Origin of the sequence: Streptomyces europaeiscabiei, assembly GCF_036346855.1 — a bacterium.
Lineage (GTDB): Bacteria > Actinomycetota > Actinomycetes > Streptomycetales > Streptomycetaceae > Streptomyces > Streptomyces europaeiscabiei.
Window position 1 is genome coordinate 9,698,557 of sequence record NZ_CP107841.1, and the last position, 26,212, is coordinate 9,724,768.

General features: G+C 72.2%; 26 protein-coding genes. 9 read left to right on the forward strand and 17 right to left on the reverse strand.

Going from position 1 to position 26,212, the window contains the following annotated elements; genetic code table 11:
- Positions 1-34 precede the first annotated feature (34 nt).
- Positions 35-988: a ribose-phosphate diphosphokinase gene (locus OG858_RS42145; protein ID WP_086747070.1), complete on the forward strand. Its 954-nt coding sequence runs from the start codon at positions 35-37 to the stop codon at positions 986-988.
- A gap of 60 nt (positions 989-1,048) precedes the next feature.
- Here OG858_RS42145 and OG858_RS42150 read toward each other — a convergent pair whose 3' ends face one another.
- Both OG858_RS42150 and OG858_RS42155 read right to left on the reverse strand, forming a co-directional pair.
- The gene (locus tag OG858_RS42150; RefSeq protein WP_086747069.1) at positions 1,049-1,444 is read right to left on the reverse strand and encodes an anti-sigma factor antagonist; all 396 of its coding nucleotides are present in this window, start codon (positions 1,442-1,444) and stop codon (positions 1,049-1,051) included.
- A gap of 159 nt (positions 1,445-1,603) precedes the next feature.
- Positions 1,604-2,032: a MarR family winged helix-turn-helix transcriptional regulator gene (locus OG858_RS42155; RefSeq protein WP_086747068.1), complete on the reverse strand. Its 429-nt coding sequence runs from the start codon at positions 2,030-2,032 to the stop codon at positions 1,604-1,606.
- 115 nt (positions 2,033-2,147) lie between these two features.
- On the opposite strand from OG858_RS42155, the gene OG858_RS42160 reads away from it, so the two are divergent.
- Positions 2,148-3,605, forward strand: coding sequence for an aldehyde dehydrogenase family protein (locus OG858_RS42160; RefSeq protein ID WP_086747067.1), 1,458 nt, complete (start codon positions 2,148-2,150; stop codon positions 3,603-3,605).
- Positions 3,606-3,673: 68 nt separating this feature from the next.
- Positions 3,674-4,783 carry an NAD(P)-dependent alcohol dehydrogenase gene (locus tag OG858_RS42165; RefSeq protein ID WP_086747066.1) on the forward strand — a complete coding sequence of 370 codons (1,110 nt, stop codon included), beginning with the start codon at positions 3,674-3,676 and terminating at the stop codon, positions 4,781-4,783.
- A 131-nt stretch (positions 4,784-4,914) separates the two neighbouring features.
- On the opposite strand, the gene OG858_RS42170 is transcribed toward OG858_RS42165, so the two are convergent.
- Positions 4,915-5,487, reverse strand: a complete 573-nt coding sequence (locus tag OG858_RS42170; protein ID WP_037698595.1) for a TetR/AcrR family transcriptional regulator — start codon at positions 5,485-5,487, stop codon at positions 4,915-4,917.
- The gene (locus tag OG858_RS42175; protein ID WP_037698593.1) at positions 5,484-5,846 is read right to left on the reverse strand and encodes a DUF1304 domain-containing protein; all 363 of its coding nucleotides are present in this window, start codon (positions 5,844-5,846) and stop codon (positions 5,484-5,486) included. Before OG858_RS42175 ends, OG858_RS42170 begins: the two co-directional genes overlap by 4 nt.
- Positions 5,847-5,990: 144 nt before the next feature.
- Here OG858_RS42175 and OG858_RS42180 point away from each other — a divergent pair, with 144 nt between their 5' ends.
- The gene (locus tag OG858_RS42180; RefSeq protein ID WP_086747065.1) at positions 5,991-6,467 is read left to right on the forward strand and encodes a GNAT family N-acetyltransferase; all 477 of its coding nucleotides are present in this window, start codon (positions 5,991-5,993) and stop codon (positions 6,465-6,467) included.
- A gap of 73 nt (positions 6,468-6,540) precedes the next feature.
- Positions 6,541-6,933 (forward strand): VOC family protein, encoded by a 393-nt coding sequence (locus OG858_RS42185; protein ID WP_328543902.1) that lies wholly within the window; start codon positions 6,541-6,543, stop codon positions 6,931-6,933.
- A gap of 119 nt (positions 6,934-7,052) precedes the next feature.
- On the opposite strand, the gene OG858_RS42190 is transcribed toward OG858_RS42185, so the two are convergent.
- Entirely contained in the window at positions 7,053-7,349 is a 297-nt protein-coding gene (locus tag OG858_RS42190; protein WP_037698587.1) for a DUF4235 domain-containing protein, read from the reverse strand.
- Between the two features lie 35 nt (positions 7,350-7,384).
- Positions 7,385-8,401, reverse strand: coding sequence for a glutathione S-transferase family protein (locus OG858_RS42195; RefSeq protein ID WP_328543901.1), 1,017 nt, complete (start codon positions 8,399-8,401; stop codon positions 7,385-7,387).
- Between the two features lie 105 nt (positions 8,402-8,506).
- Between OG858_RS42195 and OG858_RS42200 the strand changes: the two genes are divergently transcribed.
- Positions 8,507-9,547, forward strand: a complete 1,041-nt coding sequence (locus OG858_RS42200) for a cation diffusion facilitator family transporter (protein ID WP_086747062.1) — start codon at positions 8,507-8,509, stop codon at positions 9,545-9,547.
- 129 nt (positions 9,548-9,676) lie between these two features.
- Here OG858_RS42200 and OG858_RS42205 read toward each other — a convergent pair whose 3' ends face one another.
- The 3 genes from OG858_RS42205 to OG858_RS42215 form a co-directional block, all read right to left on the reverse strand.
- A complete protein-coding gene (locus tag OG858_RS42205) occupies positions 9,677-10,123 on the reverse strand; it encodes a nitroreductase family deazaflavin-dependent oxidoreductase (RefSeq protein WP_086747061.1) in 447 nt (148 codons plus the stop codon).
- Between the two features lie 116 nt (positions 10,124-10,239).
- Entirely contained in the window at positions 10,240-10,878 is a 639-nt protein-coding gene (locus OG858_RS42210; protein WP_328543900.1) for a LysE family transporter, read from the reverse strand.
- A 251-nt stretch (positions 10,879-11,129) separates the two neighbouring features.
- A complete protein-coding gene (locus OG858_RS42215; protein ID WP_086752472.1) occupies positions 11,130-11,702 on the reverse strand; it encodes a MarR family winged helix-turn-helix transcriptional regulator in 573 nt (190 codons plus the stop codon).
- A gap of 66 nt (positions 11,703-11,768) precedes the next feature.
- On the opposite strand from OG858_RS42215, the gene OG858_RS42220 reads away from it, so the two are divergent.
- Positions 11,769-12,710 carry a TIGR03619 family F420-dependent LLM class oxidoreductase gene (locus OG858_RS42220; protein ID WP_319319299.1) on the forward strand — a complete coding sequence of 314 codons (942 nt, stop codon included), beginning with the start codon at positions 11,769-11,771 and terminating at the stop codon, positions 12,708-12,710.
- A 55-nt stretch (positions 12,711-12,765) separates the two neighbouring features.
- Here OG858_RS42220 and OG858_RS42225 read toward each other — a convergent pair whose 3' ends face one another.
- The 4 genes from OG858_RS42225 to OG858_RS42240 form a co-directional block, all read right to left on the reverse strand.
- A complete protein-coding gene (locus tag OG858_RS42225; RefSeq protein ID WP_328543899.1) occupies positions 12,766-14,463 on the reverse strand; it encodes an amidohydrolase in 1,698 nt (565 codons plus the stop codon).
- 82 nt (positions 14,464-14,545) lie between these two features.
- Entirely contained in the window at positions 14,546-15,538 is a 993-nt protein-coding gene (locus OG858_RS42230; protein ID WP_319065408.1) for an ABC transporter permease, read from the reverse strand.
- Positions 15,535-17,355 (reverse strand): sugar ABC transporter ATP-binding protein, encoded by a 1,821-nt coding sequence (locus OG858_RS42235; protein WP_328543898.1) that lies wholly within the window; start codon positions 17,353-17,355, stop codon positions 15,535-15,537. Before OG858_RS42235 ends, OG858_RS42230 begins: the two co-directional genes overlap by 4 nt.
- 9 nt (positions 17,356-17,364) lie before the next feature.
- Positions 17,365-18,402: a sugar ABC transporter substrate-binding protein gene (locus tag OG858_RS42240; protein WP_328543897.1), complete on the reverse strand. Its 1,038-nt coding sequence runs from the start codon at positions 18,400-18,402 to the stop codon at positions 17,365-17,367.
- Positions 18,403-18,835: 433 nt separating this feature from the next.
- Here OG858_RS42240 and OG858_RS42245 point away from each other — a divergent pair, with 433 nt between their 5' ends.
- Entirely contained in the window at positions 18,836-19,852 is a 1,017-nt protein-coding gene (locus tag OG858_RS42245; protein ID WP_086754031.1) for a LuxR C-terminal-related transcriptional regulator, read from the forward strand.
- Positions 19,853-19,887: 35 nt separating this feature from the next.
- Positions 19,888-20,478 (forward strand): flavoprotein, encoded by a 591-nt coding sequence (locus tag OG858_RS42250; protein ID WP_319318245.1) that lies wholly within the window; start codon positions 19,888-19,890, stop codon positions 20,476-20,478.
- Here OG858_RS42250 and OG858_RS42255 read toward each other — a convergent pair.
- The 4 genes from OG858_RS42255 to OG858_RS42270 form a co-directional block, all read right to left on the reverse strand.
- Positions 20,468-21,259, reverse strand: a complete 792-nt coding sequence (locus tag OG858_RS42255) for an MBL fold metallo-hydrolase (protein WP_319318243.1) — start codon at positions 21,257-21,259, stop codon at positions 20,468-20,470. The genes OG858_RS42250 and OG858_RS42255 overlap by 11 nt on opposite strands.
- A 63-nt stretch (positions 21,260-21,322) precedes the next feature.
- Complete coding sequence (locus OG858_RS42260) at positions 21,323-22,120, reverse strand: alpha/beta hydrolase (RefSeq protein ID WP_037698570.1); 798 nt, start codon at positions 22,118-22,120, stop codon at positions 21,323-21,325.
- An 80-nt stretch (positions 22,121-22,200) separates the two neighbouring features.
- The gene (locus OG858_RS42265; protein ID WP_319065402.1) at positions 22,201-23,025 is read right to left on the reverse strand and encodes an alpha/beta fold hydrolase; all 825 of its coding nucleotides are present in this window, start codon (positions 23,023-23,025) and stop codon (positions 22,201-22,203) included.
- Between the two features lie 180 nt (positions 23,026-23,205).
- Positions 23,206-25,953: a helix-turn-helix transcriptional regulator gene (locus tag OG858_RS42270; RefSeq protein ID WP_086747140.1), complete on the reverse strand. Its 2,748-nt coding sequence runs from the start codon at positions 25,951-25,953 to the stop codon at positions 23,206-23,208.
- Positions 25,954-26,212: the final 259 nt, after the last annotated feature.

A 26,212-nucleotide genomic window follows, 5' to 3' on the forward strand; every position in this document is an offset into this window, starting at 1 on the left:
CCCGTAATGATCATGTTCATGCGAGGAGCCGACCGTGCGTGACATCGCCGTCTTCACCGGCAGCGCCCACCCCGAGCTCGCGGACGAGGTGTGCGCGCACCTGGGGGTGCCCCTGAGTCCGTCCCGGGTGAGCCGTTTCGCCAACGACTGTCTGGAGGTGCAGCTCCAGGCCAACTGCCGGGAGAAGGACGTGTTCCTGATCCAGCCGCTGGTCGCGCCGGTTCAGGAGCATCTCGTCGAGCTGCTGCTGATGTGCGACGCGGCGCGCGGCGCCTCGGCGGGCCGGATCACCGTGGTCATGCCGCACTACTCCTACGCCCGCTCCGACAAGAAGGACGCGCCGCGCATCTCCATCGGCGGCCGGCTGGTCGCCGATCTGATGGTGGCGGCGGGTGCCGGCCGTGTCCTCGCCATGACCCTGCACTCACCGCAGGTGCACGGCTTCTTCTCGGTGCCGGTCGATCATCTGCACGCCCTGCGCGAACTGGCCGCGCACTTCCGGCAGTACGACCTGACCCGTACGACGGTGGTGTCGCCGGACCTGGGCAACGCCAAGGAGGCGGCGGCGTTCGCACGGATGATCGGCGCTCAGGTCGCCGCGGGTGCCAAGCAGCGGTTCGCGGACGACCGGGTGAGCATCAACTCGGTGATCGGCGAGGTCACCGGGCGGGATGTGATCGTCCTCGACGACGAGATCGCCAAGGGCAGCACCGTCCTGGAACTTCTGGAGCGGCTGCGGGAGCTGGGGCCGCGTTCGATCCGGGTGGCGTGCACCCACGGACTGTTCGCGGCGGGCGCCCTGAAGCGGCTGAGTGCGCAGCCCGACATCCTGGAGATCGTCTGCACGAACACGGTGCCCGTCCCCGTGGACGAACGCACCGAGAAGCTCAAGATCCTCTCCATCGCCCCCGCGCTCGCCGAGGCCGTGCGGCGCATCCACAACGGCGAGTCCGTCAGCGCCCTGTTCGACGCGCCGTCGAGGGAATAGCGGGAAGAGAGGGAACGGATGCAACCGAGACAGGAGAACGGCGAGGGCCGAGGGGCGGGGTCATAAAGTGCCGGACGCGGTGCCGGACGCGGCTTCGGGCTGCTCCAGGGCCGCGTCCAGCGACGGGGCGGGCGGCAGCAGCCGGGCCAGGCCGGTGACCTTCAGGACGCGCAGGGTGAGCGGGTGGGTGCAGACCAGGCGCAGCTCGCCGTCGCGGTCGAGCACCCGCTGCCGGGCCCGGTAGAGCAGCCGCAGGCCCGAGCAGTCGAAGAACTCGACCTGCCTCAGGTCGATCACGATCCGGGCGCCGGGGCGGCTCGTCGCCGCGTCGAGGTGCGGAATGATCTCCACGGCCGCCGCGATGTCGATCTCGCCGTGCAGTTCGAGCACGGTACGGCCGCGCTCCGTGCGGACGCGCAGGTACCCGGTCGCGGGCGGTGTGGGGTCGCTCGACACGACGGCATCGTCTCCAACCGGACTGTGTCAGGACAGACATGAGGGCAAAACCCGTCCCTGCCCTGCAAGTTACCCTCGTCAGGGTGAATTTCAGCATGTTCGATTGACATATGTCTTCGATTTCTCCGGCAATCCGTCCGGAGTTTTGCGCAGAGCCCTCTACGACAGGGCGTGCCACGCCTTCGACAGCGACTGCCGGAACTGGTCGGCCTGGTGCGCCGTGAGGTCGCTGATCATGCGTTCTTCCAGGTCACGCATGGGTTCGGCGTAGCGGTCGAGTAGCTCACGCCCGTCGTCCGTCAGCAGGATCAGCAGCTCCCGCCGGTTGCGCGGATTGCGCTCCCGGCGCACGAGTCCCCGGTTCTCGAGACTGCGTACGAGATCCGCGATGGACTGGGCGGTGACGAACGAGTCGCGGGCGAGCTGGGCGGCCGAGAGTCCGTCGTGCCGCTCCAGGACGGTGAGCGACGTGTACTGCAGGGCTGTGATCCCGGCCGGCTTCACCAGTTCGTCCAGGCGCGAGCGGACAACGAGCTCGACCTGCTTGACCATGTAGAGGAGGGAAGGGGGTGCCTTGGTGCCGACCATGGGGTCAGCGTAAGGCATTGACAGGAAACCTGTGTGTAATGAAACTGCGAACCAGCAGGAATCCTGTTGGTTGAAGACTTGGCGATCAGGCTGAATCAAGGCTTAGGAGTGGGCAATGACGACCACCTTCGAGAGCGAGCCCGGGCGGCTGTTCATCGGTGGACAGTGGCTCGAGGCGACTGACGGGGCACGCGCCGACGTGATCGACCCGTCCACGGGCCAGGTGGTCACGACGGTCGCGGAAGCGGGTGCCGCCGACGTCGACGCCGCCGTGCGCGCCGCACGCGAGGCGTTCGACAGCGGCACGTGGTCCGGGCTGAGCGGCCGCGAGCGCGGCCGGATCCTGAACCGCGTCGCTCAGCTGATCCGGGAGAACGCCGACGACATCGCGGCCATCGAGAGCCGTGACGTCGGCAAGCCCATCACCCTGGCCCACGCGGTCGACGTGACGAACGCGGCCAACGACTACGAGTACTACGCCTCCCTCGCCTGGTCCCTGGACGGCTCCGCCCGCGACGTCCCGAACAACCGCCTCGCCTACACCAAGCGCGGCCCGATCGGTGTGGTCGGCGCGATCACCCCGTTCAACTTCCCGCTGATCCTGGCCGGCTCCAAGATCGCCCCCGCGCTCGCGGCCGGCAACACGGTCGTGCACAAGCCGGCCGAGGAGACCCCGCTCAGCGCCCTCTACATGGCGGGGCTCCTGAAGGAGGCCGGTGTCCCGGACGGCGTCTACAACGTGGTCACCGGCACGGGCCCGGTCGCGGGCGAGGCGCTGCTGCGCAACCCCGGCGTCGACAAGATCGCCTTCACCGGTTCCACCGCGACCGGCCGGCACGCGGCGAGCGTCGCCGGCGAGGGACTGAAGCAGGTCACGATGGAGCTGGGCGGCAACGCGGCGCACCTCGTCTTCGAGGACGCCGACATAGAGAAGGCCATCGGCGCCATCATCAAGGGCTTCGTCTTCAACACCGGCCAGTTCTGCATGGGCGGCCCCCGCCTGCTGGTCGCCCGTTCGGTCCACGACACCGTGGTCGGCATCCTCGCCGACGCCGTGCCCGGCGTGCCGATCGGCGACCCCCGGCAGCCCGAGACCGTCATCGGCCCGATGGCGGGCGAGCGCCACCTGAAGAAGGTCGAGGAGTACGTCGAGCTGGCCCGCAAGGAGGGCGGCCGCATCGTCTGCGGCGGCGAGCGCCTCGACCTGGACGGCGGCTACTACTACAAGCCCACCGTCATCGCCGACCTCACCAACGACTCCCGGGTCGTCCAGGAGGAGGTCTTCGGGCCGGTCCTCACCGTGCAGCCCTTCGACTCCGAGGACGAGGCCGTCGAACTGGCCAACTCCACGCCGTACGGGCTGGCCTCCGGCATCCAGACCACCGACCTCACCCGCGCCCACCGCGTCGCCGACCGCCTCCAGGCGGGCATCGTCTGGGTCAACGACTGGCCGATGCTCGACCCCGCCGTGCCCTTCGGCGGGGTGAAGGCCTCCGGCTTCGGGCGCGAGTACGGCCCAGAAGCGCTGGAGTCCTACACCAAGGTCAAGTCCGTCGTCGTCTCGCTCGACTGAGCGCCTCCCCGGGATCACTCGTGAGCCGCCCGCTGCGGCGGCTCACGGACAGACAAGGAGTCATGAGAATGTCCACCACCACACGCGCCGCCGTGGTCGAGTCCGGGGGCGCTCCCTTCACCCTCTCCGAGGTCGTCCTCGACCAGCCGGGGCAGGGCGAGGCCCTGGTCCGCATGGTCGCCGCCGGCCTGTGCCACACCGACCTCGGTGTCGCCAGCGGCGGGCTGCCCTTCCCCCTCCCCGGGGTCCTCGGCCACGAGGGCGCCGGTGTCGTCGAGGCCGTCGGCCCGGGTGTCACCTCCGTCGTGCCCGGCGATCACGTCGTCCTGTCCTTCACCTCCTGCGGCGCCTGTCACAACTGCCGTGACGGACACCCGGCGTACTGCGCCACCTGGCTCCCGCTGAACCTGCTCGGCGGCCGCCGAGCCGACGGCACCAGCACCATCAGCCGCGACGGCGAGGACCTGGGCGGCCACTTCTTCGGCCAGTCCTCCTTCGCCGAGCGCGCCCTGGTCGACGAGCGCAGCCTCGTCAAGGTCGACCCGGACGTACCGCTGGACTCCATCGCCCCGCTCGGCTGCGGCGTCCAGACCGGCGTCGGCGCCGTGTGGAACGTGCTGGAGCCCCGCGCGGGCAGCACCCTCGTCGTCCTCGGCGCCGGAGCCGTCGGCCTCTCCGCCGTGATGGCGGCGGCCCTTACCCCCGCGACCACGGTCATCGCCGTGGACAAGGTCGGCGAGCGCCTGGAGCTGGCCAAGGAGCTGGGTGCCACGCACACGGTGAACGCGAGCGAGGCCGCCGACATCACCGAGGCGATCATGGAGATCACCGGCGGCCGGGGAGCCGACGGCGTCGTCGAGACCACCGGCAGCGTCTTCGTGCTCCGCAAGGGCGTCGACTCCCTCGCCGCGCGCGGCACGCTTGTCATCGTGGGCGCCCCACCGTTCGGCACCGAGGTCTCCCTCGACGTCAACGGCATGCTCGGCGGCAAGCGTGTCGTCGGCCTCACCCTCGGCGACAACGAGATCCAGACTGCCATCCCGGTCCTCGTCCAGCTGGTCAAGGAGGGCAAGCTCCCGCTCGACCGGCTGATCAGCCGCTACAAGTTCGAGGACATCGGCCAGGCGGTCGCCGACATGAGCGGCGGCAAGGCCGTCAAGCCCGTGCTGACGTTCTGACGGGTTCCGACGTCCCGAGGAGCCATCTCCCGCCGGGGCACGTACTCCCCGCGTGACCCCGGCCCTGGGGGTGACCCGTACACCGGGTCACCCCCAGGGCGGTCGCACGTCCAGGGCCCCTTCGGTGGGGCTCACCGGCTGCGGTGCAGCGCCACCAGCAGCTGCCACGCCTGGTCGGCGATCTCCTGAGGCGTGCCGTCGAGGAGGCCGTGCAGCCAGTCGGCGAGCACCCCGGCGAAGGTGGCCGCCACGGCGGAGGCCACCAGTGGGGCGTCCGCCGCCCCCGCGAGTTCGCGTTCGCGGAGACTGTAGGCGCGCAGGTCGCGGTGGAGGACCCGGCCGAGCGGCCCGCCGCCACCGGGTGCCAGCAGGGTGCGATACAGGGCCGCGTGCGGGGCGAGACCGGCGAAGAACTCCGGCAGCGCCTGCGGCGCCCGCACCGGGTCGGGGCGCCCGCGCCAGGCGTGCAGCGCCTCGACGGCCTCCCGTACGACATCGGCGCAGGCGTCGACGGCCAGCGCCTCCAGGTCGGGGTAGTGGACGTAGAACGTGGCCCGGCCGACCCCCGCCCGGCGGACCAGCGCTGCCACGCCGATCTCGTGCAGCGGGTGCCGGGCGCACTCGTCGAGGAGGGCTTCCCGCAGCCTGGCCCGGGTGCGGGCGGCCCGGGGGTCCTCCGTGGCCCGGGGGTCCTCCGGGGTCATCCCGCGACGAGGACGGCGGCCAGGGCGAGCGCGCCGGGGAGGGCCTGGGCGAAGAGGATGCGGCGGTTGGCGGTGGCGGCGCCGTACACACCGGCGACGATCACACAGGCGAGGAAGAAGATCTGGGCGCGGTAGCCGGTCGGGTCGGCGGCGATCAGGCCCCACACCAGACCCGCGGCGAGGAAGCCGTTGTAGAGCCCCTGATTGGCGGCCATCGCCGCCGTCCGCTTCGCCATCTCCGCGTCCAGTCCGTGGAACGACATCCCCGGCTTCTTCTGCCACAGGAACATCTCCATCACCAGGATGTACGCGTGCAGTACCGCCACCAGCGCGACCAGCACGTTCGCCAGGATCTCCATGTCAACAGACTCCGTGGTTCACTCGATGTTCCGAACTTCATGGACAGGTGTCCACTATAGCTGGACCACTGTCCAGGAAGTCCACCCGGGGTGCCCATGGCCGGCGCCGACGGGTTGTCGGACCCTGCCGCTAGGTTCCCGTCCATGAGTGAGCAAGAGGTGATCGTGCGGCGCGCCCGCGCCGAGGACGTGCCGGGGATCGTCGTCTCCAGCTCCTGGCTGTTCGCCGAGGACGGCGGGGAACGGGACCCCAGCCTGAACATGGACTGGCCGCGCAGGCACGGTGCCGAGGCCTTCACAGCCGCTCTCCAGGACCCCGGCCGGCTGCTGCTGGCCGCGCTGCACGGCGAGGAGGTGGTGGGCCATCTGTCGGGATCGATGTCCGGGCCCACCGCCCTGCGCCCCGTCGGATCGGCCACCCTCATGGCGCTGTACGTCCGGCCCGAGCACCGGCGCGCCCGCGTCGGGGCCCGGCTGGTCGACACCTTCCTGGTGTGGGCGCGGGAACAGGGCGCGGTGCACGCGGAGGTGACCGCCTCGGCGGCCAACGCGGACGGCATCCGCTTCTACGAGCGGGAGTCGTTCCGGCCGCAGGCACTCACGCTGCGGCTGAACCTGTAGCCGGCGGGTACCCGGGGAGCGTATGGGCGCGGCGGAACCGTCCCCCGCGCCCGGGATCGCGTACGGAGGAGACATGGCACTGGTACAGGCGGGCCTGGTGGTGCTGGACTGCGCCGAGCCGGAGAAGCTCGCGGTGTTCTACAAGGAGCTGCTCGACGGGGAGGAGACGGACGCCACGGCCAACCGTGTCGAGATCGAGGGCGCCTGTGGCACCCGGCTGGCGTTCCGCCGGGACGTCAACGCCACCCCGCCGAGCTGGCCCCGCCCCGAGAACTCCCTCCAGGCCCATCTGGACTTCTACGTCGACGACCTGGACGAGGCCGAGCGCCGGGTCGTCTCCCTCGGCGGGCGTCCGGTGGACACGAAGGACGCGTCCGGGCCGTTCGAGGAGCGCGGCTACGCCGACCCGGCAGGCCACTCCTTCACCCTGCGCCGCGAACACTCCACGGCCCCGAAGCAGGGCTAGCGGCCGGCAGGCAACGTTCGCCCCGTCGGGCGAACGTTGCCTGCCGGGGCACGGGCACCGGCGCGTCCGGGGCCTGCCCGGTGCCCCGGACCGGCGGGGCACCGGGCAGGCCCCGAACGTCAGTCCCGGCCTCCCTTCTCGGTGGCCGGCCACACCCCGGTGGACCGCTCGATGGCCTTGGCGCCCGTGCGGTCCACCGCGCTGCGCACGACCGCGAAGATCGCGCCCTGCACGGCCGCCGCGAACAGCACCTCGCCCCAGCCGCGGTCCCGGTCCAGGGCGTCGGGCGCGTCGTCCTCGTGCCGGATCAGCTTCCAGGTCTTGCGGAACGCCAGCGAGGCCAGCGCACCGCCCGCCCAGCCGAGGGCGAACCCCAGGGGCTGGTAGGCGAGCGGGAGCTTCTTCTTCTTGGACATCTGGTCCTCCTTCTTGCCTGCGGTGATGTGGTCGGTCAGGGACGACCCTGCGGGGCCACGACCTCGGCGGCGGGCACCGGCCCCGGGGCCGTCCCGTCGCCGAACGGGCTGCCGCCCAGGTCCTCGCGGCCGTGGGGCGTGAGCCAGCCCACCAGATCGGGCCCGAGCGGCACCACGGCGGTCGGGTTGATGCCCGTGTGCACCTGGTAGTAGTGCCGCTTGATGTGGTCGAAGTCGACGGTGTCGCCGAATCCGGGGGTCTGGAAGAGATCATGGGCGTAAGCCCAGAGCACCCGGTCCTCGGCCAGCTTCCAGCGGTTGCACTTGAAGTGACCTTGGTAGACGGGGTCGAAACGCACCAGCGTGGTGAAGAGCCGGATGTCCGCCTCCGTGATCGTCTCCCCGACGAGGTAGCGCTGCCGCGCCAGCCGCTGCGACAGCGCCTCCAGCCGCCGGAACACACCGGCGCAGGCCTTCTCGTACTCCTCCTGGCCCGTGGCGAATCCAGCCCGGTACACCCCGTTGTTCACGTCCTTGTAGACCTCGGCCATCACCGTGTCGATCTCGTCGCGCAGGGCCGCCGGGTACAGGTCGGGCGCGCCCTTGCGGTGCAGGTCGGTCCACTCGGTGGCGAGGTCGAGGGTGAGTCGCTGGTAGTCGTTGGTGACCAGCTCGCCGCTCGGCACGTCGACGATCGCAGGGACGCTGACACCGCCGGGATAGTCGCTCTCCCGCGCGTCGTACGCCTCCTTCAGGAACCGGATGCCGAGGACCGGGTCGCGGCCGTCGGGGTCGAGTGTGAACCGCCAGCTACGGTCGTCCTGGATCGGGTCGGCGACGGCCATCGACAGGGCGTCCTCCAGGCCCAGCAGCCGCCGGGAGATCACCGCCCGGCTCGCCCAGGGGCAGGCCCGGCTGACCACCAGCCGGTAGCGGCCCGCCGCCACGGGCCAGCCGTCCCGGCCGTCGGCCGTGATCCGGTCCGCGAAGTGGCTCCTGGACCGCTCGAACGCCTTCCTCCCGTACGCCTCGTTCCCCTCGCCGACACTCATGCCGTCCGTCCTTCCGGTCCGTCCGGATACGTATGCCCTGATGGAGTTCCCCGATTTCCGCGACACCCACGGTGTGAGCGCGACGGGCCGGGGCAGTCGGCGGAAGTGACGCGGACATCAGCAGGCACGGAGACGACGGACGACCGGGGCGGGGCGGTTCTCGAAGGACCGGGAAGCCATGAGGAGAGCAAGGCGCGGGAGGACCACAGGACCCGGATCACCGTCCTCGTCGCCCTCGGCGCCAACCTCGTGATCGCCGTGGCCAAGACCGTCGGTGGACTCCTCGCCGGATCGCCCGCCCTCCTCTCGGAGGCCGCCCACTCGGTAGCCGACAGCCTGAACGAGGTCTTCCTCCTCGCCGCGCTGCGCCGCAGCCGCCGCCCCGCCGACAGCCGGCACCCCTTCGGCTATGGCAAGGAGCGCTTCTTCTGGTCCCTGCTCGCCGCCGTCGGCATCTTCGTGATGGGCGGGTGCTTCTCCTTCTATCAGGCGGTCCACGCCCTGACGGCCGATGGCGTGGAGTCCTACGACGGCTATGTCGTCGGCATCGCCGTCCTCGGGGTGGCACTCCTGTCCGAGGGCGCCTCACTGCTGCGCGCCCTGCACCAGGTGCGGGGGCAGGGCGGCGTCGACGGACTCCGGGACCCGGCGCTGCGTACGGTCGTCGCCGAGGACGGCACGGCGGTGCTCGGCGTGACCCTCGCGATCGCCGGGATGGCCCTGCACATGGTGACCGGCCAGGTGATCTGGGAGGCGTCCGCCTCGTTCGCGATCGGGGCGCTGCTCGTGTACGTCGCCTACTGGCTCGGGCGGGACGCCCGTGAACAGCTCATCGGGGTCGCCGCCGACCCCGAACCCAGCCGGAAGATCCGTTCCCTGCTGGAGGCGCAGCCCGAGATCGACAGCGTGGAGGCCCTGCTCACCATGCAACTCGGCCTGGACTCCACCCTTGTGGCGGCCCGGGTCGACCTCGTCCCCGGCCTCGACAGCGAGGAGGTGGAGGAGGTCGCCGTCCGTATCAAGGGCTCCATCGCCCACGTCGTCCCCGAGGCCGACCAGATCTTCCTCGACGTGACGGAGAAGACGGGCTGGGGGGAGCGGGCAGGGGAAAGCCCCGCCGCGACGGGGGAACGCGGCGGGGCCTGAGACTCGGGTGCCCGGTGCGCGGGGGATCATTCGCGACGTGTCGAAAGTTCTTTCTCCACGCTTTCCGGCACCCGCGACACGCTCTCCGTCACCGTCGGTGAGTTGCCCGGTGCCGCGGCCGGTGGGCCGTCACCCTTTCGCCGGCTCCAGCACGAAGACGGGGATCTCCCGGTCGGTCTGCTTCTGGTAGTCCGCGTACGGCGGGTACGCGGCGACCGCCCGGTCCCACCACTCGGCCTTCTCGTCCCCGGTGACCTCGCGCGCGGTCAGTTCCTGGAGGGCGGGCCCGTCCTGGAGCTCGACCTGGGGGTCGGACTTGAGGTTGTGGTACCAGACCGGGTGCTTGGGCGCCCCGCCCTGCGAGGCCACGACCGCGTACCGCCCGTCGTGCTCCACCCGCATCAGCGGGGTCTTGCGCAGCTTCCCGCTCTTCGCGCCGCGCGTGGTGAGCACGATGACCGGCAGGCCCGTGTCCAGCAACGTCGTCCCCTGCGTGCCGCCCGAGCTCTCGTACAACTCGACCTGCTCGCGCACCCACTGCGTCGGGCTGGGCACGTATTCGCCCTCAAGTGGCATGAGTACCGTCCCTTGTTGTCGTGTACGGACTGTCCCCGCATTCAACACCCGCCCCTTCCGGATTCATCCTCGTCCGGCCACCCGCACACGGGACTTGCCCGCCTTCACGGACCGCTTCAGGCATTGGGCGACGGCCCCAGCATGAGTACCGCCAGCACAGCGATCACGGCACTCGACAGGAGCCCCGTCACCAGCCGTCCCCGGTGTCCGGTCAGTGCCCGGCCGAGCAGCGCTCCGCCGCCCGCCAGCAGCAGTTGCCAGCTCGCGGAGGCGAGGAACGCGGCGAGGACGAACACCGCCTGTTCCAGTGGGCCGACGGCGTCGGTGGCGCGGCTGCCGAGCACGAGCGCGGCGAAGTAGACGACCGTGGTGGGGTTGAGGAGGGTGATCCCCAGGAGGGCGACGTAGGCGCGGGCCGGGCTCACCGGGTCCCGCTGCGGGCGAGTGGTGAGCCGCCGGGCGCGGTACTGGCGCAGGGTCGTGACCGTGCCGCGTATCGCCAGGGCGAGGAGTACCAGGGCGGAGGCCCAGCGCAGGGGCACCAGCACCGGTTGCAGGGCGGCCGCGAGGGCCGTACCGCCCAGGGCGGCGAGCAGGGCGTACAGTCCGTCGGCCGTGGCGACGCCGAGTGCGGCGCAGGCTCCGGTCCGCAGGGACGTACGGGCGGTGAGGGAGACGAGGTAGGTCGCGACGGCTCCGACGGGGATGGCGATGCCATAGCCGGCGAGGAGCCCCGCGAGGAGCGCGGCCGTCATGACCGGGGCGGTGTCGGTCCCCACGGTCGGCCGGTCTGCTGCTGCGCCCGCACCGGCGAGGCGGTGGCGAGGGGCAGCAGCAGGAAGGCGTCGTTGATGAGCATGGGCAGATCCTGGGGTCGCGTGCTCCGCCCCCGCAAACGAATTACCGCCGGCTCTTGACCGTGGTTCCCCGTCTGCCTACCTTGTTTGAATCCAAACGACATGAAAGGCGCAGACGTGGAAGGACTCGTGCGCCATGTGCGGCGGCCTCAGGCCTTCGGGCGCCGACCGCTGCGACGGGGCGCGGGCTCGGCGCCGTTCAGCAGGGTGAGCCGGCGCTCCTCGCCGTGCTCCTCCACCTGCAGCACGACACTGCGCAGCCCCTCCGCGAGGCTTCGGCACTCCGCGTCGCTGAGCTGCCCGGTGACGAAGGTCTCCTCCTCGTTGAACGCCGGGAACACCCGCCGCATCAGCTCCTCGCCCGCGTCGGTGAGGCTCAGCAGCACCAGCCGGCCGTCCGTCGGATGGGCCGCCCGACGCACCAGCCCACGCGACTCCAGCGTGCGGGCCACCCCCGTGAGCGTGCCCTTGGAGATGCCCGCCTCCTCCGCCACGTGCCGGGTCTCGGACTCGCCCCACACCCACACGACCCACAGCACCACGAACGCCGTCCAGGTCAGGTCCGAGCCGCGCAGCACGGAGTTCTCCAGGTGCTGCCGCACGGCCGAGGCGGCCCGGTAGATGTTCGCCACCGCCGCCATCTGGTCCCGGCGGATGGGGAAGTCCCCCAGTTTCGCCGCGGCGAGCTTCTCGGCTTCGGTGATGGATCGCTGGCCGGGCACGGGTGCTCCTTGGATCGATGGTTCGGTCATTCGGTGTCAAATTGTACGGAGAAGAGGGAATACCCCATGAGCACCGCCCCCCGCATGCTGCTGGTCCTCAGCGAGAACTGGACCCTCACCGGCGGCCGCGCCGACCTGCCCGCCGCCGTACGGTGGGCGCGCGAGGCCGAGGACGCCGGGTTCGACTCCGTCATGGTCAGCGAACACATTGTGCTCGGCCCCGACGCCGCCGCCGACGGCATCATGGGCAACCCCCGCGACTACGCCCTCCCCGGCAATCAGGACCCGTACACCCCCTGGCCCAACTCACTGCTCCTCCTCGCGTCCATCGCCTCCGTCACCGAGCGCCTGCGCCTGGCCGCCGCGGCCGTCCTCGCCCCGCTGCGCCACCCCCTGCTGATGGCCCGGGAACTCGGCACCCTGGACCTGCTCAGCGAGGGACGGCTGCTGGTGCAGCCCACGGTCAGCTGGAGCAAGGACGAGTACGACGCGCTCGGCGTGCCCTTCGCCAGGCGCGGACGGCTGCTCGACGAGCACCTGGAGGTCTGGGCGAAGGCCTGGGGGCCGTCCCCGATCTCCCACGACAGCGAGCACTACCCGTTCCGGGACGTCTACTTCGAGCCCAAGGCGTACCGCCCCGAGGGTCCGAGGCTGTGGTTCGGCGGACAGCGCCTGCACGGTCCCGTACTGCGCCGGCTGGTCCGCCACGGCCACGGCTTCCACCCGCTCGGGCGGCCCACCCCGGACGACCTGAAGGCGCTCGACGAGGCGATGGCCGCCGCCGGACGGGACGCCGCCGACCTGGAGATGATCGGCGGCACCCAGGCGGTCTTCCCCGACGACCACGCCCCGGCGGACCTCGGCGCCGCCCTCGCCTCGATACCGGAGCAGTTGGAGCAGGGCTTCACGACCTTCTGCGTCAAGCCGAACCAGTTCATCGACGACCCCGACGGGGTGGGCGCCTTCTGCAAGGAGGTCATGCGGCGGGTGACGGCGCTGACGGGCTGACAGCACAGCGGGGCCGGCGCCGCACTCGCGGCGCCGGCCCCTCGCACCGAGCGGCTCAGCGTTCGAAGACGACTCCGCCGTCGAACACCGTCATGTCCACCCGGACCCCGGTGATGTCACGCGGGTCGATGTCCAGCAGAGGCCGGTCCAGGACGCACAGGTCGGCCACCTTGCCCACCTCCACGGACCCCTTCCACTCCTCGGCGAAGTCCTGCCGCGCGGGGTTGATCGTGTACGCCCGCAGCGCCTCGGCGAGTTCCACGCGCTGTTCGGGTCCGCTGACCTTGCCGCTGGCCTTCGACTCGCGCAGCAGCATCCCGGCGACACCCTGCCGCCAGTCGGGTTCGGTGATCGGCGCGTCCGAGCTGGCGCACACGGCGACCCCCGCGTCGAAGGCCGAGCGCGCGGGCCACTGGTACGCCGACCGTTCCGCGCCCACGACCTCCGCCATCAGGTCGGAGATCGTCCACTTGATGGCCGGGTTCATGTTGACGCCGTAGCCGTGCGCGGCCAGCCGGGCGATGCTGTCCGCACCGATGAAGTCGCCGTGGATGACGTAGTGCCGGGCGTCCGGGCGCGGCACGGCCTCCTGCGCTGCCACGAACGCGTCCACGACGAGGTCGATGGCCCGGTCGCCGGTGACATGGACGCCCAGCTGGTATCCGGCCTCGTGGGCGACGCGGATCATGTCGAACAGCTCGTCGACCTGGAGCTCGGGCGTGCGCCCGTGCACACAGAGGGAGCCGTGGCCGCCGTCGAGGTAGGGCTCGTTCATCCAGGCCGTACGGTTCGGGGGCACCCCGTCGGCGAAGATCTTCACGCCGATGGCGTTGAGCAGCCGGGGGTCGGCGGACTCGGGGCGGTGGAGTTCGCCGAGGCCCTTGCGGACGTCGTCGGCGGAGCCGCCCATCGGCGCGGGCAGGAGGAGGACGCTGACGCGGGCGTGCAGACCGCCGGTGGCGGCCAGGTCGGCGTACGCGGTCCAGTTGTCGGTGCTCAGCCCGCCGAACAGGGTCTCGGAGCCGCCGGGGCCGAGGCCCGGCTCGGTGTAGCTGGTGATGCCGCGGGAGTGGAGTTCGGCGACGACCCTCCGGATGGCCTCGCGGCGCTGGGCGACGGTGGGGGAGGGCAGGGCGGCCTGCAGCAGGACGGCGGCGGCCTCGCGCAGGATGCCGGTGGGCCGGCCGTCGGCGTCCCGGTCGATGATCCCGCCGTCGGGGGCTTCGGTGTCGGCGTCGATCCCGCAGCGGCGCAGCGCCTCGCTGTTGGCCCACACCATGTGCTGCGAGAAGTCCGTCAGACAGACGGGGTGGTCGGGCGCCACCGTGTCCAGATCACCGCGGTGCGGGAGGCGGCCCGGATCGGCGAGGCACTCGGCGAGGTAGCCGGGGTCCCAGCCCAGGCCGACAATCCACTCGCCGGGCGCCGCAGCCCGCGCCGCCGCGCCCACGACCCCGGCGATGTCGGTGATCGAGCCGACCGCCGGATGGCCGACGTAGAGGGAGAACGGCGGCTTGGACAGGCCGTACGCGGCGCCGTGCAGATGCGAGTCGTTGATACCCGGCAGCACGGTCCGCCCGGCCAGCTCGACGATCCTCGTCGCCGGTCCGGCCAGGGCGCGCATCTCGGCGTCCGTGCCGACCGCGATGATCTCCCGGCCGCGCACGGCCACGCCCTCGGCGACCGAGAAGGCGGTGTCGACGGTGATGACCTGACCGCCGGTCAGGACGAGGGTGGGGGAAGTGTCGCTCACGAGGACCTCTCCGGGATGTCTGAGAAGGGGGATGGCGAGGGGGAGGGCGGGGCGTCGGTCGTCGGGTCGGTCGTCGGGTCGGTCATCGGGTCGCGCGTGGGCCGAAGTAGGCGAGCGCGGCGCCCGCCACCAGGGCCACGCCCTGGGCCATCTGCTGCCAGAACGTCGGCACGCTCAGCAGTGTCAGCCCGTTCTGCAGGCAACCCAGGAACAGCACGCCGAGCAGCACCCCGAGAACGGAACCGGAGCCGCCGCTCAGCGCGACCCCGCCCAGCAGCACGGCGGTGAGCACGGTCAGCTCGAAGCCCGTGCCCGAGGTGCCCGCGACCACACTGTCCAGCACGGACGCCTTGATCGCTCCGGCCAGCGCGGCGGCCGTACCGGTGACGACGAACAGCGTGAACGGCGTACGGCGGACGTCGATGCCGGAGAGGTAGGCGGCTTCCCGGTTGACGCCGATCGCGAACACGTGCCGTCCGGTCGGCGTGTACGCCAGGAACAGTGCCCCGGCGACGAGGACGGCGGCGGCGATGACCACGGGCGCCGCGATCCCGGCGATCCGCGCCCCGCCCAGCCATGCGAAACCGTCGCCGAAACCGCTCAGCGGCAACGGGAACAGCTGTTGTGCCAGCCCGCGCACGGCCGCCAGCATGCCCAGCGTCACGATGAACGGCGACAGCCCCAGATAGCAGCAGAGCACCCCGTTCACGGCACCGACCGCCGCGCCGACGGCCAGCGCCCCGAGGACGGCGACCACGGGCGACTGGGCCTGCTCACCCGCGAGCCAGCCCGCCGTCAGGGCGCCGAGCGCCAGCGTCGAGCCGACCGACAGATCCAGATAGCCGCTGATGACCAGCAGCGCCAGGGGGACGGCGACGATCGCGAGGGCCGCCGCGTCGGTGGCGATCCCGCGCAGGTTGCCGGGGTCGAGGAAGCTGCCGGTGGACAGCTGGAACACCAGCACCAGCAGGGTGAGGACGACGAGCAGAGGATGGCGCCGAACCGTCGTCAGCCCGTGCGCGACCAGCGCGCGCGGGCCGGGGACGACGCGCTCGGCGGCGGTCACGGTGGTCATGCTGCTCCTTCGTGGGACGGGGTGAAAGGTGCGGTCGGCCCCGCGTCGTGGACGGCGGCCAGCAGGGACTCTTCGGTGAGTTCGGCGCCGGAGAGTTCGGCGACGATCCGGCCCCGGTCGACGATCAGACAGCGGTGGGCGAGCCCGGCCGCCTCCTCCGGGTCGCTGGACGCGAACAGCACGGCCGTACCGCGCTGTTCGGCGAGCGAGGACACGACGTCGTAGATCTCCTGACGGGCGCCGACGTCGACGCCCTGGGTCGGCTCGTCGAGGAGCAGGACGTCCACGGCTCGCGCTTCGTTGATCCAGCGGCCGAGCAGCAGCTTCTGCTGGTTGCCGCCGGAGAACGCCGAGGCCGGCAGCCCCGGCCGCGCGGGCCGCAGCCCGACCGCCTCGGCGAGCGAGCCGAACACCCGCCGCTCTGCCCCGAGCGCCCGCACCCCGCGCCGGGCCAGTGCCCGCACGCTCGGCAGCAACACGTTGTCCTGCGCGCTCAGCCCCGGGAACAGCCCCTGCGCCCGCCGGTCGGCCGGCACGAGCGCGATCCCGGCGGCCAGCGCCTCGGCGGGCCGGGCGGGCGAGACGGCCCGCTCACCGACGCGCACGGCACCCTCCAGGGCCCGCCGCCTGCCGAACAGGGTCTCCAGCACCCGCGTCCGCCCGGACCCGATGAGCCCGTACAGCCCCACGATCTCGCCCTCCTCGACGGTCAGGTCGACCGGACCGAAGCCGGGGCCGCGCAGGCCGCGGACGGTGAGGCGGGCGGGGGAGTGGGTGCCGGGTGAGGCGGGGGCCGGAGCTTCACCACCGGATGCGGTGGTCCGACGCGCCGCCGTCCCGCCCGCGCTCGGCGACGCGCCGCCGGACCGGCGGTGGCGGTCGTCTGTCTCCGCCGAGGAGCAGCCCTCGCGGCCGCGGGGCCCGGCGGGCCCCGGCTCGCCGGGCGGGGCGGCGTCGCGGTCCGGGACGACCGCGACCTCGATGCCAGAGCCGTCCGCGGTACCGCTCGCCGGGCCACGGCCCGCGCTCGGCCCGTTCCCGGCGGGTACCGCCGACCCGGTTCCCCGGCTGCCCGTGATCGCCTCCACCAGGTCCCGGCGGTTGTGGCCCCCCGTCGCCGTCTGATGGGCGACCCGGCCGTCGCGGAGTACGGTCACCGCGTCCGCCAGCCGTTCGACCTCCGCCAGGAGGTGGGTGACGTAGACGATGGCGAGGCCCTGGGTGCGGAGGTCCTCCACGCGGGTGGCGAGGGCATCGCTCTCGGTGCCGGAGAGGGCAGCCGTGGGCTCGTCCAGGACCAGGACCGAGGCGCTGCGACTCAGGGCCTTGGCGATCTCGACCAACTGCTTCTGACCCATGGGCAGTTCACCCACCCGGTCGCGGGGTGAGCAGCTCGCGGCGACCCGGTCGAGGAGTTCGGCGGCCACTTTCTCCTGGGCCCGGCGGTCGATGCGGCCGTACCGGGTCCACTCCTGGCCGAGGAAGATGTTCTCCGCCACGGTCAGCGAGTCCACGACGCTCAGCGTCTGGAAGATGATCGCCACCCCGGCCGCGATCGACTCGCGCGGGCTGAGCCGGGTGTACGGGACGCCGCCCACCTCGATCGTCCCCGCGTCCGGCGGGAACGCGCCGCCGAGACACTTGATCAGCGTGGACTTGCCGGCGCCGTTGTGCCCGAGCAGGGCATGGACCTGCCCCGCGGGCACGGTGAGGTCCACCCCGTCCAGTGCCCGCACACCACCGAAGGACTTGCTCAGCGAGGTGATCCGCAGATTGGGCGGATTGGCTGTCCCGTCGATGTCGCTCGTGTCGGCCATCGCGCGGCCCTATCCGTTCTGGGCGAGCAGCGCGTCGATCTCCGCCGTGTCGCCGCGCTCTAGCAGCTTCACCGGCACCTGGACGCTCGGGTTCGCCTTCCCGGCGGCGACCGCGAGAGGCACGTCGACGATGGCGTTGGAGATGTCCAGCGGGGCGAGGGCGGCGGAGGCCCGGTAGAACGTGCCCTGCTTGATGGCGAGGAGGGAGGGGGCGGAGCCGTCCTGGCCGCCGACGAACGTCTTCTTGTCGCCGTTCTTCCGCCCGGCCTGCTGCAACGCCTTGAACCCGCCGTACGCCGCAGCGTCCGTGATGCCGAGGATGATGTTCAGGTCGCGGTGCTTGGCGAGGAGCGCGTTGGACTTCGACAGACCCGTGTCGGGGTCGATGGCCTGCTCCTGCGCCACCACGTCGACACCGGGCGCGAGTTTGGTGAACGCGTCGATCATGCCCTTCGTGCGCTCCCGGCCCAGCTCGATCGTGTTGTCGACCAGGAACGCGATCTTCCCCTTCCCGTTCAGTTCTTCGTTGGCCCACTTCGCGGCCGACTCGCCGAGCAGCGTGCCGCTCTCGCGGAAGCTGAACTGGATGTCGGCGCTCTGGTTCTCCAGTGTTCCGCCGTACGTCACCCAGATCAGGCCCGCGTCGAGCGCGGCCTTGGCGATCGACTCGGTGGCCTCGAAGACCATCGGGAACGACACGATCGCCTGCATCTTCTGCGTGACCCAGGTGTTGAGGTTGCTGGCCTGGGTGTCGGGGTTGCTCGCGTCGCTCGTCGTCAGCAGCTTGACGTCGTGCTTCTTCGCGGCGGCCGTCGAGAGCTTCACCAGGGTGCTGTAGAGCGGGATCTGGGTGAACGGGTAGTCGAGGCCGATCTGCGTGAGCTTCTTCACGGAGGGGGACGCGCCCGCCGAGTTCGCCGAACCGGAACCGCTCTCCGGGGCGCTGCAGCCCGTGGCGGCCAGTCCGGTCGTGGCGAGGGCTCCGGCGGACCACGCGAGGAACTGCCTGCGTGAGGCCGGGGCGACGGAAAGGGGGCGTCTGGTCATGGCGGGGATCTCCAAGGGGAACGGGGCCGTCAGCGGCGGGCGTCGTGCTGTGCCGAACAGGAAAGACCCCGGAGCCCCGCCCCACCATCCGTACAAATACCGAGTGCGTTCGACGGGCGGACATCGAGGGCGGGTGGAGGGAGGTGCCGAACGCGTAAGGCAGGGAGGCGCCGAACGTGTGCGGCGGGTGGGCGGGAGTGCGTACGGCGGTGAGGCATGAACGTGTGCGGCGGGTGGGCCGGGAGTGCGTACGGCGGTGAGGCACGAACGTGTGCGGCGCGTCCGGTGGGAGGACGCCGAAGGTGTCCGGCGGGCGAGCGGCGGAGGGCGTTCGGGTCACGGATCGGTGAATGCCTTGTCCACCTGTCCGCACACCCCTATCGTTAGGGTCCAAAAGACCTGACCGGTCTCGGGGCGGCCCCGGGAGGCTCGCATGCTCACCCACCACCAGATCGCCGCCGCCACCCGCATCGGCATGCTCACCCGCGAACGCGACACCGCCTCCGCCTGCGCGGAGGCCCTCCACGAACTGGGCCGCGCCCTGCCCCTCGACGCCGCCACCCTCCTGGAGATCGACCCGATCACCGGCACCTACGCCCAGGTCGCGGGCGTCGGCTACGACGCCGACGTCTCCGCCTCCCTGGCCGCCGAGTTCGTCGCGACCCCCTGGTACACCAACGTCCTGCGCAGCGAGATACCGCCCTCCATCTGCGAGGACGTCGAGGACCCGGGCGAGCGCTACCGCGACGGCTGGTTCTACGCCGAGCGCATGCACCCGGCGGGCGTGCGCGACGCGGTCACCGGAGCCCTGCGCCACCACGGCCGCCTCGTCGGCCTGATCACCCTCTCCACCGCGACCCCCGACGCCTACGACACCGGGACCCGCCGGCTGCTCGCCTCCCTCCTGCCCGCCCTGGGCGTCCTGGCCGACCCCACCGCGCACGCGGGCGACCTCCCCGACCTCCCGGCGGACGGCCGAGCCAGCCTGGTCGTCGCCGACGACATTCTCGGACTCCCCGGCCGGGACCCTGCCCTGGTCCTGCAGGACACTGAGTTCCACCGTCTCCTGCGCGCGTTCGCCGACTCGCACGGCACCCGGTTGCGCCTCCTGTGGCCCGTCGGGTCCGACTGGTACCGGGTCACCGTCCGCCGCCACACCCTCGGCTCGGCGGTCGTGCGCCGGGCGGTCCTCGTGCACGAGACGCCCGCCCCGCTGCCGTACGGGCTCAGCCCGCGCGAGCTGGAGGTCCTCACCCGGGCGGCCACCGGTCAGACGAACCAGGCCATCGCCCAGGCGCTGTTCCTGTCGCCGCGCACCGTGCACACCCACGTCGAGCATCTGCTGCGCAAGACCGGCGCCGCCTCCCGCGCCGAGGCCACGGCCCTCGCCGTACGCGACGGACTGCTCCGGCCGACCGCCGACGACGTCGAACGCTTCGTCGAGAGGTGACCCGGAGGCCGAGCCCGGTTCTATAGGGTTCGACGGTGACTGCGACTGGGAACGCGACCGGAGCCGGGCCCGGACAGGGCGGGAAACCCTTCCTCTACGTCGTCGTCTGCGCCGCCGGGATCGCCGTGGAGGTCAGCAAGCTGATCACCGCCGCACAGGAGCGCGACTGGGAGGTCGGGGTCATCGCGACGCCCGTCGCCATGGGTGGCTTCTTCGACACGGCGGAGGTCGAGGCACGGACCGGCCGTCCGATCCGTTCCGCCTGGCGGCGGCCGGGCGACCCGCGCCCCTTCCCGCCGCCGGACGCCGTCGTGGTCGCCCCCGCCACCTTCAACACCGTCAACAAGTGGGCCGCGGGCCTGGCCGACACCCTCGCGGTCGGCACCCTGTGCGAGGCGTACGGGCTCGGGGTGCCCGTCGCCGTCCTGCCCTGCGTGGCCGACGCGCTCGCCGCGCACCCGGCGTACCGCGCGAGCCTGGAGCGGCTGCGCGGCATGGGTGTCCGGTTCGGCGATCCGTACGCCGGCGGGGTCGAGGCGGACGGCGGGCGCGGGGAGTTCCACTGGGAACGGGCGCTGGACCTGCTGGAGCCGGGCGACGACGAAGGCACGGCGGTCAGACGCTGAGCTCCGTCGCCGTCCCCATCGGCAGCCAGCGGAAGGCGTCGCGCACCTCGGCCGGAGCCTCGGAGAGCGTCCGCTCGGCCGCCGCGCGGGCTTCGCGGAAGTGACTCCACCCCTCGTAGTGCACCGGCACGACGGTACGGGGACGCAGCAGCCGACAGACGCTCACGGCCTCCGCGGCGGTCATCGTGTAGCGGAGCGGGCCGGTGACCGGGAAGCCGACGCCGCCGAGATGGAGCAGCGCGGTGCCCACGGTCAGGCGGCGGCCCACCTCCCGTACGCCCGCGAAGAGGACCGTGTCGCCGGAGATCCACAGCACCCCGTGCCGCTGGCCGGGCCAACCGAGGGCGAACCCGGTGACCTCGCCGACGATGGGGCGGGACAGGGGCGGGCCGTGCCGGGCGGGAGTGGCGGTCACCTCTACGGTCGTGCCGTCGGGGGTGGAGAGCTTCCAGGTGTCCCAGGGACCGAGTCCGCGTGCGTTGCCGCCGAGCCGCCGGGCCCCGGACGGGGTGGTGAGCACGGTCTCCGTGCCGGGGAGCAGGGCGCGGCCGGCGTCGTCGAGGTTGTCACCGTGGTGGTCGTGGGTGAGCAGCACCGCGTCCACCGGGGGCAGTTCGGCGGCGGACAGCGCGGGTCCGGCGGTCTTGCGGGACGACGTGCCCCAGCCGAAGGCGTAGCGGCGGCCCGGCGGGTCGAACGTCGGGTCGGTGAGCAGGCGCAGCCCGCCGATCTCGATCAGGGTGGTCGGGCCGCCGATGTGCGTGACGCGGACGCCGGTCATACGGAGATCCCTTCCGAAAACGGGCCCGGGGCGGCCGAGAAGCCGCCCCGGGTGTGGCGAGGACTACCGCGCGTGCGAGACCGCCCAGTCGAGGGCCTGGTCCGCGATCGCCTCCCAGCCGGGCGCGGCGGGCAGCAGATGCGGCATCCCGGGGTACTCCTTGACCTCGGTGACCGTGTGCGACTTGTAGTGCTTGGCGTTGGACTGCTGCACCTTGGGCGGCATCAGATGGTCCTTCTCGCCCGAGACGAACAGCAGGGGCGCCCGGTCGTCGTTGTGGTAGTTCACATAGGTGCTCTGGTGGCCGGGGCGCAGGGTGGCCAGGGCGCTGTCCCAGAAGATGCTGCCGGACGCCGGGACGGCGTACCGCTCGTACAGCGCCTTCGACTCCTCCTCCGGGAAGGTGTTGGTGAAGGCGTAGTGCCACTGCTCGAAGGTGAGACCGACCGCGCGGTGCCGGTTGGCGGGGTTCTTCAGCACAGGGAACGCCGACTTGATCTGTGTCAGCGGCAGCACGGCGACGCCCTCGGTGGGCGCCGAGTTGATCGCCACGCCCGCCGCGCCGAGGCCCCGGTCCAGCAGGAGCTGTACGAAGACGCCGCCCGCGGAGTGGCCGATGAGGATCGGCGGCCTGTCGAGGCCCTGGACGAGGGTCACCAGGGTGTCGACGATCTGGGAGACCGTCACCTTCTCGATCGGGGTGGTGTCGGCGTTCAGCGACTCGACCTCCACCTCGAAGCCCGGGTAGGCCGGCGCGAGGACCCGGTAGCCGCGCTTCTCGTAGTGGGCGATCCAGTGCTCCCAGCTCCGGGGTGTCACCCAGAAACCGTGGATCAGGACGATCGTGTCGGGACTGCTCATCGTTTTCCTTCCAGGAACTGGAACGAGGTGAACAGGGAACGGGACGAACGAGGGGAACGGGGCGAACAGGGCCTGTGCGCTCAGGAGTTGAGGAACTCCAGGAGATCCGCGCCGAGTTGGTCCTTGTGTGTGTCCGTGATGCCGTGCGGGGCGCCCGGATAGACCTTCAGCGTCGCGTTCTTGATGCGGGCCGCCGACGCCTTGCCGCCCACCTCGAACGGCACGACCTGGTCGTCGTCGCCGTGGATGACGAGGGCGGGCACGTCGACGGCGTCGAGATCGGTGCGGAAGTCGGTGGCGGAGAAGGCGGCGACGCTTTCGTACGCGTTCCGGTGTCCGGCCTGCAGGCCCTGGAGCCAGAACGCGTCCCGCACTCCCTGCGACACATTGGCCCCGGGCCGGTTGTTGCCGAAGAACGGGCCGTCGGCGAGGTCCCGGTACAGCTGCGACCGGTCGGCGAGCGACCCGGCGCGGATCGCGTCGAACACCTCGACAGGCACGCCGCCGGGGTTGTCGTCGGTTTTGAGCATGAACGGCGGCACGGCGGAGACCAGCACCAGCTGCGCGATGCGGCCGGTGCCGTGCCGGCCGATGTAGCGGGTCACCTCGCCACCGCCGGTGGAGAACCCGACGAGCGTGACGTCCCGCAGGTCGAGGGTGTCGATCAGGGTGGCCAGGTCGTCGGCGTAGGTGTTCATCTCGTTGCCGTGCCAGGTCTGGGTGGACCTGCCGTGACCGCGCCGGTCGTGCGCGACGGCACGGAAACCGTGCGTGGCCAGGAACAGCTGCTGGGCCTCCCAGCTGTCGGAGTTCAGTGGCCAGCCGTGGCTCAGGACGACCGGGCGGCCCTGACCCCAGTCCTTGTAGTAGATCTGCGCTCCGTCGGCTGCGGTGACGTACGGCATGGGGTGCTCCCGTCTGCGGGCGTGTCCGACCCGTGCATCCTCCGGCGGGCCGGGGCCGCGCCGAATCCTGTGGAACGCGTAGTCGTGAGGCGTAGTCGTGACGCGTGGTCGTGGCGCGTGGTCGTGCCCCGGGCCGTCGGTCGACGCCAGGCCGAGGCTCGCCACTCCGCCACCGCGGCCTCAGAGCTCCGGGACCCGCGACAGCTGCCGCCGCGAGGTGACGTCGAGCTTCCGGAAGATCTTCCGCAGGTGGTAGTCGACCGTGCTCGCGCTGATGAACAGCCGGGCGGCGATCTCGGCGTTGGTCGCGCCGTCCTTGGCGAGCCGCGCGATGGTCAGCTCCTGCGGGGTGAGCGCGCTGCCCGCCCCCGCCGGCCCGCGCCGCGGATGCTCCCCGGTCGCCGCCAACTCCTGTGCGGCGCGCGCCGCGTAGCCCCTGGCCCGCATGGTGTCGAACATCGCCAGGGCCGTACGCAGCTGCTCACGGGCGTCCTTGCGGCGCTTGCGGCGGCGCAGCCACTCGCCGTACAGCAGATGGGCGACGGCGAGGTCGGCCCGCGCGCCGCTGCCGGAGAGCAGGGAGATCGCCTCGCGGTACAGCGGGTCGGCGTCGCCCGCGGGCGCGAGCAGCGCCCGGCAGCGGGCCAGCAGGCCGAGCGCCCACGGGGTGCCGGTGGCCGTCGCCCGCGCCGCGAGGGTGCGCAGGGCCGCCGTGGCGAGGACGCGGTCGCCGCAGCGGACGGCGGCCTCGACCAGGTGCGGGAGGAGCCGGGAGTGATAGGCGAAGGTGTCGTGGTCGGTCAGCTCCTGGGTGATCGCGCGGGCTCGCGCGTAGTCGCCGGAGCCGAGGGCGAGCACCGCCATGCCGATGCGGGCGATGGACTCCACCGCGCCGTTGCCCAGCCACGTACCGGCTTCCATGGAGCCGCGCAGGACCGCCTCCAGCTCCTCGGTGTCCGCGTGCCAGGCGAGCAGTTCGGGGTGCCGGTAGATGGCCCACGTGTCGTCGGTGGCACCGATCGCGGCCCGTATCTGGTGGCCCTGGGCGTGCAGGTCGTCCGCGAGGGCCAGTTCGCCGAGGTTGGTCTCGTGCATCACCGAGCAGTACAGGGCGGTGTCCAGCTGCGGCAGGGCGCCGGTGCCGCGGGCGACATCGGCGGCCCGCAGCATGACCGCGCGCTGGGCCTCCTCGTCCCACAGCATCATCGTCAGGGTGGTGGTGGGCAGATAGGCGCGGAGCACGTCCTCGTCCGAGGTCCGAGGGTCCCGCAGCATCTCGTGGGCCCGCCGCATATGGGGCACGGCCTGCTCGTAGCCGTCGGTGACGAGCACGGCGAAGGCGCGCAGCACCAGGTCGACGCCGGTCGCGGGCGCCGTGCGGGGCAGCAGGTCGTCCACGGCGCCCGCGATGTCGGCGACCGTCGCGTCCCGCATGAGGTGCTCGGAGGTGATCGCGCCCTGGACCGCCCACAGCAACGCCTCCCGGGCCAGCTCCGGAGCCCCGTCGGCGAGGGTCCGCGCGGCGCGCAGACACAGTGCCGGCGCCGCCGCGAACGAGCCCGCGTCGCCGAGCAGCGTCACCGAGTGGGAGCGCACCAGCAGGGCCCGGCCCCGGCCCACGTCGCCCAGGAGACCGACGTCGACGGCGTCCAGCAGCGACTCCGCCTGGAGCGGCGCCCCCGCCGACATCGCGGCCTCGGCCGCCGCCAGCAGCCGGCCGGCCCGAGCGACACCGCCCGGGGTCAGCTCGGCGGCCCGGCTGAGGAAGGTGGCGCGAGCCGCGTGGCCGCCCCGCGAGCCCGCCCGGTCGGCCGAACGCTCCACCTCGGCGGCCACCGTCTCGTCCGGTCCGAGGGCGGCCGCCGCCAGATGCCAGGCCCGCCGGTCGCGGTCGGCCGGCCGGTCCGTCACCTCGGCCAGCGCCCGGTGGGCCCGCCGCCGCTCCACGCTGGTGGCACCGCCGTACACCGCCGACCGCACCAGCGGATGCCGGAACTCGACGGCCGTGCGCAGCACCACCAGGCGCGCCGCCTCGGCCGGACCCGAGTCCTCGGGCCCGATCCCGAGCCGCCGCGCCGCACTCGTGACGTACCCGAGGTCGCCGCCGAGCGCGGCGGCAGCCAGCAGCAGCCAGGTCTGTGCCGCCACCGGAAGCTCGCGCACCCGCCGGAGATAGTGCGCCTCCAACCGGCCGCCCAGGGGCAGCGGTTCGGGCAGGGCGAGGGAGCCGGAGAGCTGGTCGGCGGTCAGCTCCTGCCCCAGGTCGGCCAGCGCCAGCGGGTTCCCGGCGGTCGCGGCCACGATCCGCGCGCCCACCCGGGCGTCCAGCGGCCCGGCGACCGCCTCCCGCAGCAGCTCAAGGGCGAACGGCTCCTCAAGACCGGCCACTTCGGTGACCGGCAGGCCCGCGGGCGCCTCGAACCCGGTCCGGGCCGCGAACAGCAGCCCGACCCCCTCCGCGTGCACCCGCCGCCCCACGAAGGCGAGGACGCCCAGCGACTCCTCGTCGAGCCACTGCGCGTCGTCCACGCAGGCCAGCACCGGCCGCCGTTTTGCGGCCTCCGCGAGCATCGTCAGCGTCGCGAGCCCCACCAGGAACCGGTCGGCGGGCGGCCCGTCGGCCAGCCCGCACGCCACCCGGAGCGCCTCGGCCTGCGACGGCGGCAGCACACCGGGCTCCTTCAGCCCGTCCAGGAACGGCAGCAGGAGCCGCTGCAACGCGGCGAACGGGAAGCCCGACTCCGACTCCACGCCCGCCACCCGTAACACCCGCAGATCGGCGGCCTCCCGGCCCGCGTGATCGAGCAGTACCGTCTTGCCGATCCCGGCGTCGCCCCGCAGCAGCACGACCCCGCTCAGCCCCTGCCGCACCTCCGCCACCAGCCGGTCGAGCCGCTCACGTTCCCTGACCCGCCCCTTGAGAACCACGCCGACGCCCTTCAACGGGGGCCTTCCGTGAAGGCCGTATGAGGTTTTGGTGGAGCCGTCTCATTCAAGCAGCGCGCGGACCCGCGCACCGGGGCATCGGGCGAGAGCGGTACGAGGTGATCGACCTGTGACGGATGAGGTCCGTTCAACCGAACGATTGAACGCGTCAGCGGCCTACGGGCGACGCGCGGCGGACGCCGTCGATCACAGACTTGCGGTGCCGCCGCAGCGGCACCGCCGTACGTACGAGTCAGCCCTG

What these genes read in the sequence shown, in the direction of transcription:
- OG858_RS42155 (WP_086747068.1), bottom strand. Translation starts at nt 2,032, where the DNA reads ATGGTCGGCACCAAGGCACCCCCTTCCCTCCTCTACATGGTCAAGCAG.
- OG858_RS42160 (WP_086747067.1), top strand. Translation starts at nt 2,148, where the DNA reads ATGACGACCACCTTCGAGAGCGAGCCCGGGCGGCTGTTCATCGGTGGA.
- OG858_RS42165 (WP_086747066.1), top strand. Translation starts at nt 3,674, where the DNA reads ATGTCCACCACCACACGCGCCGCCGTGGTCGAGTCCGGGGGCGCTCCC.
- OG858_RS42170 (WP_037698595.1), bottom strand. Translation starts at nt 5,487, where the DNA reads ATGACCCCGGAGGACCCCCGGGCCACGGAGGACCCCCGGGCCGCCCGC.
- OG858_RS42175 (WP_037698593.1), bottom strand. Translation starts at nt 5,846, where the DNA reads ATGGAGATCCTGGCGAACGTGCTGGTCGCGCTGGTGGCGGTACTGCAC.
- OG858_RS42180 (WP_086747065.1), top strand. Translation starts at nt 5,991, where the DNA reads ATGAGTGAGCAAGAGGTGATCGTGCGGCGCGCCCGCGCCGAGGACGTG.
- OG858_RS42185 (WP_328543902.1), top strand. Translation starts at nt 6,541, where the DNA reads ATGGCACTGGTACAGGCGGGCCTGGTGGTGCTGGACTGCGCCGAGCCG.
- OG858_RS42190 (WP_037698587.1), bottom strand. Translation starts at nt 7,349, where the DNA reads ATGTCCAAGAAGAAGAAGCTCCCGCTCGCCTACCAGCCCCTGGGGTTC.
- OG858_RS42195 (WP_328543901.1), bottom strand. Translation starts at nt 8,401, where the DNA reads ATGAGTGTCGGCGAGGGGAACGAGGCGTACGGGAGGAAGGCGTTCGAG.
- OG858_RS42205 (WP_086747061.1), bottom strand. Translation starts at nt 10,123, where the DNA reads ATGCCACTTGAGGGCGAATACGTGCCCAGCCCGACGCAGTGGGTGCGC.
- OG858_RS42210 (WP_328543900.1), bottom strand. Translation starts at nt 10,878, where the DNA reads ATGACGGCCGCGCTCCTCGCGGGGCTCCTCGCCGGCTATGGCATCGCC.
- OG858_RS42220 (WP_319319299.1), top strand. Translation starts at nt 11,769, where the DNA reads ATGAGCACCGCCCCCCGCATGCTGCTGGTCCTCAGCGAGAACTGGACC.
- OG858_RS42230 (WP_319065408.1), bottom strand. Translation starts at nt 15,538, where the DNA reads ATGACCACCGTGACCGCCGCCGAGCGCGTCGTCCCCGGCCCGCGCGCG.
- OG858_RS42235 (WP_328543898.1), bottom strand. Translation starts at nt 17,355, where the DNA reads ATGGCCGACACGAGCGACATCGACGGGACAGCCAATCCGCCCAATCTG.
- OG858_RS42240 (WP_328543897.1), bottom strand. Translation starts at nt 18,402, where the DNA reads ATGACCAGACGCCCCCTTTCCGTCGCCCCGGCCTCACGCAGGCAGTTC.
- OG858_RS42245 (WP_086754031.1), top strand. Translation starts at nt 18,836, where the DNA reads ATGCTCACCCACCACCAGATCGCCGCCGCCACCCGCATCGGCATGCTC.
- OG858_RS42255 (WP_319318243.1), bottom strand. Translation starts at nt 21,259, where the DNA reads ATGACCGGCGTCCGCGTCACGCACATCGGCGGCCCGACCACCCTGATC.
- OG858_RS42260 (WP_037698570.1), bottom strand. Translation starts at nt 22,120, where the DNA reads ATGAGCAGTCCCGACACGATCGTCCTGATCCACGGTTTCTGGGTGACA.
- OG858_RS42265 (WP_319065402.1), bottom strand. Translation starts at nt 23,025, where the DNA reads ATGCCGTACGTCACCGCAGCCGACGGAGCGCAGATCTACTACAAGGAC.